Consider the following 13,344-nt stretch of genomic DNA (forward strand, 5'->3'; position numbering starts at 1 on the left):
CCATATATAAGCGCCTGTCGAGTACCTTTCTCCTGCATAAGTACTAGCCCTAGCTATGAAAAAACCAGTTCTACTTGTAGTAGACGATGATCCACAGGTGCTTAGCGCCATCGACCGGGATTTGCGCAGTGAGTTTCGCCGCGACTACCGCGTACTACGGGCCAGCTCCGGGCTCGAAGCCCTCGAAATTCTAAATGAGCTACAAACCCGCGCCGAGCCGCTAGCTTTATTGCTGGCTGACCAGCGCATGCCCCAAATGGAAGGCGTGGAGCTGCTGGAGAAAGCCCGAGGAATTTTTCCTGATGCTAAGCGCGTGCTGCTCACGGCCTACGCCGATACCGAAGCGGCCATTCGTGCCATCAATAATGCCCACCTCGACTATTATCTGCTCAAGCCTTGGGACCCGCCTCAGGAGTTGCTTTACCCCACTCTACACGACTTGCTAGCCGCCTGGCAAGCCAAGTACAAGCCACGCTTTCAGGGCCTGCGGCTAATCGGGTTTCAATGGTCGCCGCTTTCTCATGAGTTGAAAGACTTTCTGGCTGGCTACATGGTAGCGTATCAGTGGCTTGATTTTGAAGCCAATCCGGAGGCCCAAACGCTACTACAAAGCACCGGCCTCACTCCTGCCGATTTGCCGGTGGTCGTGTTCGAAGACGGCTCGTCCCTGGCCCGGCCCGAGCGGGCGGCGGTGGCCCTCAAAATTGGCTTGCCCCAAAAAGCATCATCCGAGCTTTACGACGTTGTCGTGATTGGGGCCGGGCCATCGGGGCTAGCATCCGCCGTGTATGGAGCTTCCGAAGGGCTGAAAACGCTGGTCATCGAGCGCGGTTCACCGGGCGGGCAGGCCGGCAGCAGCTCACGCATTGAAAATTACCTGGGCTTTCCCACTGGCCTAAGTGGGGCTGAGTTGGCCCACCGGGCGTGGGCGCAGGCCGTCCGCCTCGGGGCCGAGCTTTTAGCCCCCCAAGAAGTCACCAGCCTTTGCGTGCAGGATGAGTACAAAGTATTGACTTTAGCCGACGGCAGCGAGGTTCGCACCCGCGCTGTGGTGCTGGCCACGGGCGTCAGCTACCGCACGCTCAACGTGCCCGGTGAGCACCACCTCAGCGGGGCCGGCGTGTACTACGGCGCCGCCCGCACCGAAGCCCGCTCCTGCGACCAGCAGGATGTATACATCGTGGGCGGCGGCAACTCCGCCGGGCAGGCAGCCATGTATCTAGCTACCTACGCGCGCCGCGTGTTCATCCTGATTCGGGGTGAGTCGTTGGCGGCTTCTATGTCGGCGTATCTGATAGAGCAGATTGGGCAGACCGAAAACATTGAGATTCTGCCCTTTGCGGAAGTGAAAGAAGTCTGCGGGCAGGATCATCTGGAAGAAGTTATTATCAGCAATAAAGGTGAAATACAGCGGCGGCCTGCGCGGGCGCTGTTCGTATTTATCGGTGCCAAGCCCAGCACCGAATGGGTGCAGGATCTTATTCTCTGCGATAAGCGCGGCTTTATGCTGACGGGCCGCGACTTAGTAACTGACCCCCGTTTTGCCGCCTCCTGGAAGCGCGACCGGGAGCCTTACCTACTAGAAACCTGCGTGCCGGGCATTTTTGCCGCCGGGGATAATCGAGTGGGCGCCATGGCCCGCGTGGCCTCGGCCGTGGGCGAAGGCTCTATGGCAATTAAGTTTGTGCACGAGTATCTGGACGAGTAGGAAGCTTTTTTACTCGTCCAGATACTCGTGCACTGTGGCTTGAGCATGGCTGTTTTTCGTTTGTCTAACGATAGATATTTTGTATAACCTATTGAATAAATGATATTTACATTCCTATCTCGTATCAGTCAGGCGGTAGTCGTGGCGGTAGCTACACTGGGGCTTGCGGGCTGCGAGCTATTTGAATTCAGCCCCAACGACGTCCGGGCACCCGCCGCCGACCGCGACCTGACTGCCAAAAATCTGGAGCGCCTACTAGCTCAACCCAAGCCAACGGGCGGCGACACCTTGCGCTTCGTTTTTACCGGTGATTCGCAGCGCTTTCACGATGAGATAGGCCCACTGGTGAAAAGCGTGAACCAGCAGCGCGGCATCTCGGCCCTGGTGGTAGCGGGCGACATCTCCGACTTTGGCCTGCGCCGCGAGATGCAGTGGGTAAATGACCGCCTGCGTCACCTGAATGTGCCCTATCTCACCGTTATCGGCAACCACGACCAGGTAGCCAATGGCCGGCAAGCTTACCAGGAAATATTTGGTCCCCTGAACTACACCTTCACTTACGACCGCACCCGCTTTATTCTTATCGACACCAACAGCCGCGAGTATGGCTTCAATGGCAAGGTGCCTGACGTGGGCTGGCTCCAGCAGCAACTCGCGGATACGGTGGGCGTGCGCCGCCAGATTGTGCTTTGCCACGTGCCGCCCAGCAATGAGGATTTTGACCCCGCGCTGGTAAAGCCCTTCACCGAAGCGCTGGCAAAAGCCCCCCGCCTGCTTTTCCACCTCAATGGCCACGCCCACAGCTTCAGCATCGGCGAGCCATTCGCTGATGGCGTCACGTACATCAACTCTTTTGCTTTCGAGAAGCGCCAATACGTGATTCTGACCGTGTGGGGTACTGATCAATTTAAGCTTGAAAAAGTCGCCTTTTAGCTATGCGTAGATTTCTACTTCTGGGGGGCATTTTAGGCTTGATTCTGCCTGTGCAACTCACTGTTGCTCAAACGCCTACCGACTCAGTCTCTTCCTCTACGCAGCGCCGGTGGTACGTGCCTCAGCATGTCGTGCTCCAGACGGCAGGCGGCATTGGTATGATCAGCGGGGGCGTGGGCTACAGGGTATTCAAACAGCGCTTGGAAGCCGACATGCTGGCTGGCTACGTGCCCCAGCGCCACGCGGGTCGTAAAGCCCTCGGTATTTTCACTTTCAAAACCACGTATACCCCTTATACTATCGCCCTGAGAAACCCGCAGTGGCGCCTGCACCCCTTATCCTTCGGCGGATTGGTCAACTATACTCCCTCGCGCACCCTCAATCGATCTCGCGACGAGAAGTACTATAAGGGTTACTACTGGTGGTCATCGACGGTGCGCTTTGGCGCTTTTTTAGGCGGACGAGTCACGCGGGAGCTGCAACCTTCGAATGGCCACGCCAGGGCGGTGTCGCTCTATTACGAGTTAGGTACCAATGACTTGTACGTAGTGAGTTTGGCTACCAACTTGTCGGGGCTGAAGGTGACGGATGTTCTAACTCTAGGTGTGGGGGGCAAATTCATGTTCTAATAAGCCCTAGCCGCTGCTTTAAGCGGAATCCCGTTCTCGCAGCTCTATGCCGGCCAGGTACGCAGCCCGCGCTTCACCCAGCAACCGCACGATGGTAGCCCGCTGCCGTAATAGCTTCTCCACCACGGACCGCTGCTGCCGAAACAGGCGCAGTACCCGCAGGCGCTGGCGCCGGCTTTGGAGCCTATTCCAGTAGCGCAGGGCGTAAAAACCGGTTAGCGGCAAGCTGATGGCATAGAGTGTACTCAGGCGCCAGTCATTGGTAAAGTACTGAACTAGCGCAATTTGGGCGGTGTAGGCCACGCCAAACGTTACCATACCCGTAACCATCAGAATAGGTGCCACAAACTCTACCTCTTTTGTAGCCCGCCGAGCGACCATTGATGGAATAATGTACGGCAGATAGTTATTCAGCGCCCCATATACATACACCGGGAAGCCCAGTGCCAGCTTCAGCGCCGTTTTTACCCCCCGGAGCCAGCGGGACCCTTTTTTCCCCGACTCCAATGAGTCGTCGGTTAGGTCCAGGGCGCGCAACTCGTGCAGGTACACCGCTAATTTTTCCCGCACCTCCTGCAAGCGGGCGGGGTCGTGTTTCTCGAAGTAAGCAATAGCCTCCGACAGCGTGCGGCTGAGTTGAAAGTTGTCGTACAGCGTTTCTTCATCGTCGGGGGCGAGGTGCTCGCCAAAGGTGCGCTCTACTTGCTGTACTAGCTCATCCTCGGCCGCATCGCGGGTGATAACCAGGTTTTCTTCTAGGCGCCGCCGAATTTCCTCGGTCAGCTCATCGGCGGCGGCAATGGGGTCGCGGGCGTACAGCTCGGCGTAGGCCGTTACCTGGATGGGCAGCGCCACGTTGAGCAGCACATCGGAGCGAAATTGGCTGGGGTCGAAGTAATTGATGCCGACGGGTAGAATCTGTACCTCGCGGCGGAAATCGTGGCGGGCGGCGGCGCCTAGCGCAATTCGCGCGGCCCCGGTTTTGAGCGGACGCAGCCGCCGCTCGCTGATACTAGTACCCTCGGGAAAAATCATGATGGTGCCGCCCGCGTCGAGGTAGTCGTAGCTACGGCCGAAGGTAGCCTCGTTGCGGCGTGCCAGCTCCTCGGGGCTCACCTGGGCGGCGGGGTCTTCGCCCTCGGCATCCTGGCGGCGGTAGATGGGGATGGAGTTGGTTTGACCCATGAGCCACTTCATGAAGGGCCCTTTAAAAAAGGTGCTCTTGGCCAGAAATGCCACTGAATCGGTGCGGTGAGCAGCCACTACCAGCGGGTCCATAAGCGTATTGGGGTGGTTGGCGGCAATGATAAGCGGGCCCGGCGTTTGCAGTCGGTCGCGGTGGCGCACTTCCATTCGCCGAAAAAAAACGCGTAGTCCCACTTGTACAAGGGGCTTTAGCAAAGCATACGACAGCATAAGTGGAACTAGTAAAACGTTAGCGAAAGTCAGGAATATTTTCCAACCCGGTATCTTCGACGGGGCTTCGCCGCCACATTCATTTTTTACCTCCTTTTCATGCGTTTTCTTTTCTCCTTCTTTCTCGCATTTTTATTTTCTCTGCCAGCAGCCAGGGCGCAAACGGCTCCGGCTGATAAAGCCGAAGCTACCGCACTTAAGCAGGCAAGTGATTTGGTATTGCAACGTAAATACAACTCGGCCTTTGCCCTGCTTCAACAGTTTGACCGCCAAAACGCCCGGCCAGCCGTGGCTATGCGCAAGCAGGAAATGGCGCTGTCCTACCATATCACTACAAACGGCTACCAAACCTTCACCCTGAAAGATCTGGCCTTGGTAGAATCGTTGGAGCAAATGCGTGCTCAGCGCTCTTACGATTCGGCTTATCGGTTCCCCATTGAGGAGGTACTGCTTAACCTAAAGCGTCGCAACCCAACCAACTACCGGCTCGATAAAGCCCTCGGCGACTACTACTATAGCGCTCAGCAGTGCGATTGTGCCGAGAAGGATAAGGGCGAGGACCGGCTTTTTGCCCTCATGGTACGGCATTATGAAGTGGCCCACCTGCGCGGCTATGGCGATTATCTTTCGTACTACGCCTTGGGCTATGCGCATGAGCGCCTCGGCAACTTCGCACAGGCTATTGGGCCTTTCAAGCGCTCCATTCAGCTTAAGAAAGACTTTCCCGACGCACACTATCATATGGCGTATTCGCTGCTGGAGCTCAAACAGCTGGAAAATGCCCGCGATGAGGTACGTCTGGCCATGAATTACTACCAAGATGAGCAGTTTAAGTCCGACGCGGCGTACATGCTGGCCGATATCGAGGAGCAGATAAAGCGTGCGCCTAAGCCTTCCAAAGGGGCAGCCGGCAGCAAACCTGCTAGCCGCACGGAAGCAACCCCTGCGGCACAACCCGCTGAGCCAGCCTCTTCCGAAACGCCCCCCGCCGCCCCAATCGATCTGGCCACCGTGCGCCCCAAGCTGCTGGCGGCTCTTAAAGGCCAGAACAAGCCAGAGATTGACCGCCTATCAAAACAGTTTTTACAAGCTGCGCCAAAGGAGGAAAGCACTTACAGTGAGTTGCTTGAGCTTCACCTGAAGCATAATCAGGCCGCAACGCTTACTACCTTGTTCACCGAGCAGGCGGCGGTACCTAGCCAGCCCCCGCTGGTGCAGGGCTACTTGCGCCTCTACCTGGGGCACCTGTATTTGGAGCAAAAAAATGCCCTCCAGGCCCGCAACCAGTTCGTGCTAGCACGCCAGTTGTTGGTGCAGGCGCTGCCGGCCAAGGACAAAGTTTTCGCCGTGATAGATCAGTTGCTGGCCTCTACTCCCCAAGAATAAGCTTCCTACAATTGCATCCCTCCATGAGAGCCTCGGTTACAATCGGTAGCCGAGGCTCTCATCATTTTAGAAATAAATTTTGGGATCAGTCTAAGAAATACAATTAGGGTTTTATGTTAAAATTTTGACTTTTATTTATCTATAAATCAGTTTAATACATATCCAATCTAAATTTAATGGCATGGTTGGCATGGTTTTGCCATAACACCTCGTAACGTTCAGCTATTCCGTAGTGCGCATAGGAAGTAGCGACGTTTGTTGCCTCCAACTATACATCTTTCTGGATATGAAAAATCTGCGTCTTAGCGGCCGCCTGGCCGCGCTTGCTCTTCTCCTTACTGCTGCCTTCGGTGCCCAAGCTCAAGTTCGCCAACCTTATAATGCTCCTTTAGCGCCCCGGCCTAAGCAGTATTCTACTACCACTACGCTTGCGCCCCCTACGCAAGGTGTGCGTTTTGGGGTGCGAGCAGGTGTTAATGCCGCCGACTGGTCGGGCCAGGTGGTGCAAAGCGTGCTGGATGTGGCTGACCTAACGAATGGCGCCATTACGCGGGAAATGCGCCCTGGCTTCCACGCTGGCCTTTATGCTACTATACCGCTAAGCTCTCACTTTGCCATTGAGCCAGGTTTAGCTTACTCTGAAAAGGGTACCCGACTGGCCGGTCGAGTTCCTTTTGAGCAATTCGACTTCCTGAATGCCCGCGTCACCGCCACGTCACGCATGGCTTATATAGATATGCCGGTGCTGGTTAAAGCCTACCTAACTAGGGGTTTATATGTTTACGCCGGTCCTCAGGCTTCTTATTTGGTTAGCAACAAAGTGCGGGTAGAAGCCGGCGCTTTAGGGTTTTCTGCCTTTCGACAGGACTACAACGTGCGCAATCAGTTCCGCGAATTTGACTTTGCGGTCGTGGGTGGCCTAGGTTACCAGTTCGACAGCGGCTTGGGCCTGAGCGCCGGCTACGACTACGGCCTCTCGTCTCTGGATAGGGGCAACCGTTTCGACGCGCAAAACCGTGTGATTAAAGCCTCGATCAACTTTTCTTTCTAACCTTTCTACCTATTCTTTCTACAACCCAAAAAAGCCCTCCAGATATTCTGGGGGGCTTTTTTATGGTTAATTCTCCCCTAGCGCTTGCAGCCAGCAGTCAGATAAGGCGGCGCAGACTTTAAGTAGTAAGCAACGAAGCCGGTTGGCGCTTGAATACATCCTGCAACGCCTGTCGGGCGGCGTGGTGGCCGCACATGCCGTGTACGCCGCCACCCGGAGGCGTGGAGGAAGAGCATATGTAGATGCCATTGGTGGAGGTGCGGTAGGGCGAGGCGCGCAGAGCCGGACGAGTAAAAAGCTGCGTCACGTTTAGCAGGCCGCCATTGATGTCGCCGCCTACCAAATTGCTGTTGAAAGCCTCTAAATCGCTCGTATTGAATGTGTGGCGGGCCAGTATCCGGTCGCGGAAGCCGGGGGCGAAGCGCTCTACCTGATTTTCGATGGCGCTGGTCATATCTACGCGGGAGCCGTTGGGCACGTGACAGTAGGCCCAAGCCGTGTGCTTGCCAGCGGGCGCTCTGGTCGGATCAAAAAGGCTCTGCTGGGCTAATAGCACAAAGGGCCGCTCGGGGTGCTTGCCTTCACTGGTTTGCTGCTCAGAAGCCGTGATTTCCTCTAAAGAATTGCCTAAGTGCACGGTGCCCGCCTGTCGGCACTCCGGCGCGGTGAACGGTATCGGTTCATCCAGGGCCCAATCAATTTTAAACACGCCCATACCGTAGCGGTAGCGCTCCAGCTGCCAGCGGTAGAGCGATGAAAAGGTGTGTCCTGCTATCTGAAGCAGCTGCCGCGGCGTCACGTCTAGGAGCACGGCGTGAGTAGAAGGCAGCTGATCGAGAGAAGTAACGGGAGCGTTTGTTTCAATTTTGCCCCCCAGCGACACAAAATAGGATGCCAGCGCCCGCGCTATTGATTGGGCTCCACCTTCCGGGAGCGGCCATCCGCGCACGTGCCCCATGGCCATCAGTACCAGCCCGATAGCCGAAGTTGTGACATTCGTAAGAGGCTGAATGGCATGGGCGGCCATGCCAGCCCACAAGCCGCGCGCTTCCAAAGTCTGAAACCGTTTTGCCAGTAAGGTAGCCGAGGTAACAGCGTCGAGGCCGAAGCGGGCCATCGCCAGTGGATGCTTGGGAATACGCAACGGACCCAGAATAGCGGGCGCCAGCACCGGCCAGTCGCGCACAATGGGCTGGATCAGCTGGCGGTAAACCTGTTCATCGGGCCCTAGTCGGCGAGCCGTATCGACCAGGGAGTTGCCCAGGGTGGCGGCCCGACCGGTATCGAAAGGATGAGCGGCGGCTACCGGCGGCGTCAGAAAGCGCAGGCCGTGCTCAGTGAGGGGTAAGGTTTTGAAAAACGGCGACTCCGCCGCCAGCGGGTGAATGGCCGAGCCGATATCGTGCACGAAGCCCGGCAGCGTAAGCTCCGCTGAGCGCAGCCCACCGCCGATAACTTCTTTGGCTTCCAGAATCAGCACCGACAGGCCAGCCTGTTGCAGCGTAATGGCCGCCGCTAAGCCATTCGGTCCGGAGCCAACCACAACAGCATCAAAATCTCGCTTATCCACTAAGAAGGCTTTTATAGAGTAAGTATCAGTTGAACACGCCTACCGTCAGAAAGTCACTAATTGCTATAACTATAGGCGGTCATGCAGAGCGGAGCGAAGCATCTCGCTAGCAGTCGTTGAGTTAGCACTACAACATCAGCTAGCGAGATGCTTCGCTCCGCTCTGCATGACCGCCTGACGGAGCTTGGTTCTATTACGGCAACTTATCTTTTTTGCTTCTTTCTCTCTAAAACAAGCATCGGAAATAGGTTTGTTATAATGCCTACGTTGGAGAAAAAGCCCCCACAACTTTATTATTGCTGCTTAGTCGTGCGGATTCATCACGCGGTTTTGGCGGTTGATGGATTCTAAGTGAATGGCGTCGAAATACTTGAGGATAAAGTCTTTCGTTAAGCCCAGCTTTGCGCCTTTCTGTACGCCGCGCTCCAGGATTTCATTCCACCGATTAGGCTGAAGAATGGTAATGTCGTTTTCCTTTTTGTAGGTACCGATTTTCTCAGCAACGGCCATGCGGCTGCTAATGAGCTGCATAATCTCGTCGTCGATGTGGTTGATCTGGTCGCGGAGCTTGGCCAATACAGTCAGGAATTCCTGTTTATCGGTGGTTTCGTGACGCCAGATAAGGTGGTCGAGCAGGGCTACTAGGTTGGTGGGTGTTACCTGTTGAGCGGCGTCGCTCCAGGCCTGGTCCGGGTCGCGGTGCGATTCCAGCATCAGGCCGTCGAAGTCGAGGTCAATGGCTTTTTGGGCGACGTCGGCGAGCAAGTCGCGGCGGCCGCAGATGTGGCTGGGGTCGCAGATGAGGGGCAGTTCGGGCATGCGGCGCTTCATCTCGATAGGCAATTGCCAGAGCGGGGCGTTGCGGTAGTCGGTGTTGCCATAGCTGGAAAAGCCCCGGTGAATCAGGCCAATTTGCTTGACGCCGGCTTTGGCTAAGCGCTCCACGGCCCCGGCCCACAGCTCTACGTCGGGGTTAATGGGGTTTTTGATGAACACCGGCACGTCGGTGCCGCGCAGAGCGTCGGCCACAGCTTGCACCGAGAAGGGGTTTACGGTGGTGCGGGCGCCAATCCAGAGCACGTCCATTTCGAAGGCCATGCTGTCTTCCACGTGCTTGGGCGTGGCCACTTCCACCATTACGGGCAGGCCGGTTTGCTCGCGGGCTTTTTGCAGCCAGGGCAAGCCTTTAGTGCCGATGCCCTCGAAGCCGCCAGGCTTGGTGCGAGGCTTCCAGATGCCGGCGCGCAGCATATCGACGCGGCCGGTTTGGGCCAGCTGGTTGCAGGTATCAAGGAGTTGCTCCTCGGTTTCGGCGCTGCAAGGGCCGGAGATGAGCAGGGGCTTTTTGCTGGTAAGCTCAGCTGCCGAGGCGGTGGTTGCTTGGGTATGGTCCATTATTTCAATATTTTACGAATGAGGTTGGCTTGCTCGATGAGCTGATGAAAAGCGGGGTAATCTTCCTGTTCCAGCACGTCTTTCATGTGCTGAAGCTGACGCAAATGCTCACTGAGCACATCGAGCACGTTGAGGCGGTTTTGACGAAAAATAGGCACCCACATATCCGGCGAGCTTTTGGCCAGGCGCACCGTCGATTCGAAGCCGCCGCTGGCCAGGTCGAAGATTTGCTGCTCCTCTTTCTCTTTGTTTAAGACAGTGAGAGCTAGGGCGAAAGAGGTGATATGCGAAATATGGGAGATGTAGGCGGTATGCAAATCGTGGGCAGCGCCGCCCATGTACACCAGGCGCATCCCGATCTGCTCAAAAATGCCCCCCACGCGGCTTACGGCAGCCGGGTCGCTGTGCTCAGCGTCGCAGATAACCAGGGCTTTATCTTGAAACAAGCCCCGCACCGCCGCTTCCGGCCCCGAATACTCAGTGCCTGCCATCGGGTGCACGGCCACAAAGCGCGCGCGATTTGGATGGCCTTGAATGCTGGCCAGCAGCTTTTGCTTAGTTGATCCCACGTCGATAACTACCTGATGATCAATTACTGAATCCAGAATCCGAGGTAGCAGCGTGAGCATGGCATCCATGGGCACGGCCAGCACGATGAGGTCCGCACGGCTAATGCCGGATGCGAGGTCGGCTACCTCATCGACCAGATTCAAGCTCAGGGCTTTTGTTTGGTTTTCGAAGCTTTGGTCTACGCCGATGATGTGGGTAGCCAAGCCAGATTCCCGCAGGCTCAGGGCCAGAGAGCCGCCAATTAAGCCAATACCTATTACAGTGACTATCATTTTATTAGCTAGAAACAGGTGCGGAAGCTCGCGCTGTGATAATGCGTTCGAGGGCGGCAGTCAGCACACTTTCGGGCTGGCACAGGCTCACCCGAATAAAAGCGTTGCCATTGCTGCCAAAAATGCCCCCCGGCGTGATAAACACTTTTGCCTGGTGCAGCAGCTCGTCGCTAAGGGCGTACCCATCGGCGTAGCCAGCCGGAATTGCCCCCCAGACGAACAAGCCCGTCTGCTGCCGGTCGAAGGTGCAGCCGATGGTGGTGAGCAGGCTGAAAACCTGCTCGCGGCGAGCCCGGTAGGTGGCGTTAAGTTGCTCAAACCAATCAGCGCCTAGCCCTAGCGCGACGATAGCGCCGCGCTGCACCGGCAGAAACATGCCCGAATCAAGGTTGCTTTTGAAGCGCAACACTTGTTGCAACCATTCGGCCCGGCCCACCAGCATGCCCACGCGCCAGCCCGCCATGTTGTGCGATTTGCTAAGCGAATTCAACTCCAGAGCTACTTCGCGCGCGCCCGGCACAGCCAGCAAACTCTGCGGGTTGTCGTTGAGAATGAAGCTGTATGGGTTGTCATGCACCAGCAGAACGTTGTGCTCTTGGGCAAAGGCTACCAGGCGCGCCAGAAACTCTCTATCGGCGGGGGCGCCGGTGGGCATGTGAGGGTAGTTGAGCCACATGAGCTTTACCCGGCTCAGGTCGCGCTGAGACAGGGCATCGAGGTCGGGCTGCCAGTTGGTAGCGGCGGTCAGGTCATAATCGACGGGCGTGGCGCCGCTGAGCTGGGCAGCGGCGCGGTAAGCTGGGTAGCCCGGATTGGGAATCAGCACCTCGTCGCCAGCTTGCAAAAATGTCATGCTGATGTGTATGATGCCTTCCTTAGAGCCCAACAACGGTAGAATTTCATTGACTGGGTTTAGCTCTACCTGGTAAGCACGCTGATACCACTCGGCCATAGCCTGCCGCAGCGCCGGGCTGCCCTGGTAGCCTTGGTAGGCGTGGGTATTGGGCTGTTCGGCTGCTGTATTTAGTGCCTCAATTACACTGGGGTGCGGCGGCAAATCGGGGCTGCCGATGCCCAGATTGATCACGGCAGCACCCGCTTCGTTCATGGCCTCGATTTCTCGCAGCTTTTGGGAGAAGTAATATTCTCCTGTGTGCTGAAGGCGGTCGGCGGTAGAAATGTTCATGGTGGTAGCTTTTAACTAGCGGGTGTTGAGTCGGTTAATTGCTGATCTCCTCGTTGATAAAGCCCCAACACGCGCAAATCTTCGGTGAGCGGCTCCAAGTCGCGGAGGACTTCGTGGAATTGGTCGGCGTGGTCGAACTCCAGGTCGGCATGAAAGAAGTATTGCCAGGCGCGGCCGGGCTGGGGGAAGGACTGAAGCTTGGAGAGGTTCAGGTCGTGGTCGGCGATTTTGTTGAGCACCCGGGCCAGCGAGCCTTTTGTGTGGGAAGTGTGGAAATACACCGACGCTTTATTGGCCGTGGCCGGCTGGGGGGCATTTTCGGCGGTGTTGATGATAAGAAACCGCGTGTAGTTCTCCGGCACCGATTGAATATCATTTGCTCCTATCTCCAAGTCAAAAAGCTCGGCAGCAGCCTGGCCAGCTACGGCAGCTATGCCCAGCAGGTGACCTTCACGAATACGCTGGGCGCTGAGGGCTGTGTCTTCGGTCTCAACCAGCTTCCATTCAGGGTGTTGGTTAAGAAAATCAGCACACTGGAGCAGAGCCATCGGGTGCGAGTGCACCTCGCGTAGGTCAGCCAGGGTTTGGCCGGGCAGCAGCAGCAGATGCTGCCTGATGGGCAAGTACACCTCGCCCGTCACCCGCAGCTCCGATTGTTGGAGCAGGTTATAATTGGGCAGAATGCTGCCGGCAATAGAGTTCTCAATGGCCATTACGCCGCCCGCTGCCGTGCCACGCGCCACTTGCCGTACTACCTCCGCGAAGGTGGCGCAGGGCGTAACGGCGGTTTCGGGACCGAAGTACTGGTGGGCGGCTACCTGGTGAAAGCTGCCGGCGAAACCCTGAATGGCAATGGTTGGCGTCATGAGAAGAGTGAAGTTTAGTGTATAAAAAAGGCCCCCTGAGGTTCAGGGGGCCTTTTTCGTTGCTTCTTTTGAGGTTAAGCAGAATAAAAGACTCCCTGGTTCTTCCGGTAGAAGAAGTAATAGAAGCCATAAAAAAAAGAAGCGGAGAACTGCATGATTAGGGAATACTCGGGAGATAAAAAAAGCGCCTCTCGGGGGTCCGGGGCGCTTGGTTGGTCTAGGTTGGTGTGGGGCAAGCGGCCTCGGTTCTACGCGGTGGCGTAGAAAAAATACGAGGTAAAATAATACTGATTGGAAGCCGTGCGCATGATGAAAGTAGCCGTTTAGCTGCCCAAATCTGAAGAAAGGCAAGCAGGAAAACA

General features: G+C 56.5%; 11 protein-coding genes. 5 read left to right on the top strand and 6 right to left on the bottom strand.

Annotation, left to right across the window (positions count from 1 at the left end):
- Window positions 1-55: 55 nt before the first annotated feature.
- The 3 genes from ACW9KT_RS00730 to ACW9KT_RS00740 all read left to right on the top strand — a co-directional run bounded on the left by ACW9KT_RS00730 (window position 56) and on the right by ACW9KT_RS00740 (window position 3,270).
- Window positions 56-1,708, top strand: coding sequence for an FAD-dependent oxidoreductase (locus ACW9KT_RS00730; RefSeq protein WP_457077450.1), 1,653 nt, complete (start codon window positions 56-58; stop codon window positions 1,706-1,708).
- Window positions 1,709-1,807: 99 nt separating this feature from the next.
- Window positions 1,808-2,641, top strand: a complete 834-nt coding sequence (locus ACW9KT_RS00735; protein WP_457077451.1) for a metallophosphoesterase family protein — start codon at window positions 1,808-1,810, stop codon at window positions 2,639-2,641.
- 2 nt (window positions 2,642-2,643) lie between these two features.
- Window positions 2,644-3,270: a hypothetical protein gene (locus ACW9KT_RS00740; RefSeq protein ID WP_457077452.1), complete on the top strand. Its 627-nt coding sequence runs from the start codon at window positions 2,644-2,646 to the stop codon at window positions 3,268-3,270.
- 18 nt (window positions 3,271-3,288) lie between these two features.
- Here ACW9KT_RS00740 and ACW9KT_RS00745 read toward each other — a convergent pair whose 3' ends face one another.
- Window positions 3,289-4,623, bottom strand: coding sequence for a 1-acyl-sn-glycerol-3-phosphate acyltransferase (locus ACW9KT_RS00745; RefSeq protein WP_457077453.1), 1,335 nt, complete (start codon window positions 4,621-4,623; stop codon window positions 3,289-3,291).
- Between the two features lie 162 nt (window positions 4,624-4,785).
- Between ACW9KT_RS00745 and ACW9KT_RS00750 the strand changes: the two genes are divergently transcribed.
- Entirely contained in the window at window positions 4,786-6,072 is a 1,287-nt protein-coding gene (locus tag ACW9KT_RS00750; protein WP_457077454.1) for a hypothetical protein, read from the top strand.
- Between the two features lie 286 nt (window positions 6,073-6,358).
- The gene (locus tag ACW9KT_RS00755; protein WP_457077455.1) at window positions 6,359-7,123 is read left to right on the top strand and encodes a porin family protein; all 765 of its coding nucleotides are present in this window, start codon (window positions 6,359-6,361) and stop codon (window positions 7,121-7,123) included.
- A gap of 118 nt (window positions 7,124-7,241) precedes the next feature.
- Here the strand turns inward: ACW9KT_RS00755 and ACW9KT_RS00760 are convergent, their stop codons facing one another.
- From ACW9KT_RS00760 to ACW9KT_RS00780, 5 genes are all read right to left on the bottom strand, one after another.
- Complete coding sequence (locus ACW9KT_RS00760) at window positions 7,242-8,693, bottom strand: phytoene desaturase family protein (RefSeq protein ID WP_457077456.1); 1,452 nt, start codon at window positions 8,691-8,693, stop codon at window positions 7,242-7,244.
- A 303-nt stretch (window positions 8,694-8,996) separates the two neighbouring features.
- Entirely contained in the window at window positions 8,997-10,088 is a 1,092-nt protein-coding gene (locus ACW9KT_RS00765; RefSeq protein WP_457077457.1) for a chorismate mutase, read from the bottom strand.
- Complete coding sequence (locus ACW9KT_RS00770; protein WP_457077458.1) at window positions 10,088-10,930, bottom strand: prephenate dehydrogenase; 843 nt, start codon at window positions 10,928-10,930, stop codon at window positions 10,088-10,090. The genes ACW9KT_RS00765 and ACW9KT_RS00770 overlap by 1 nt, the downstream gene beginning before the upstream one ends.
- Before the next feature lie 4 nt (window positions 10,931-10,934).
- Entirely contained in the window at window positions 10,935-12,116 is a 1,182-nt protein-coding gene (locus ACW9KT_RS00775; RefSeq protein ID WP_457077459.1) for a pyridoxal phosphate-dependent aminotransferase, read from the bottom strand.
- An 11-nt stretch (window positions 12,117-12,127) separates the two neighbouring features.
- On the bottom strand, window positions 12,128-12,982 hold the full coding sequence (locus tag ACW9KT_RS00780; protein WP_457077460.1) for a prephenate dehydratase: 855 nt from the start codon (window positions 12,980-12,982) through the stop codon (window positions 12,128-12,130).
- Between the last annotated feature and the right edge of the window lie 362 nt (window positions 12,983-13,344).

The organism is Hymenobacter sp. HD11105 (assembly GCF_054051685.1).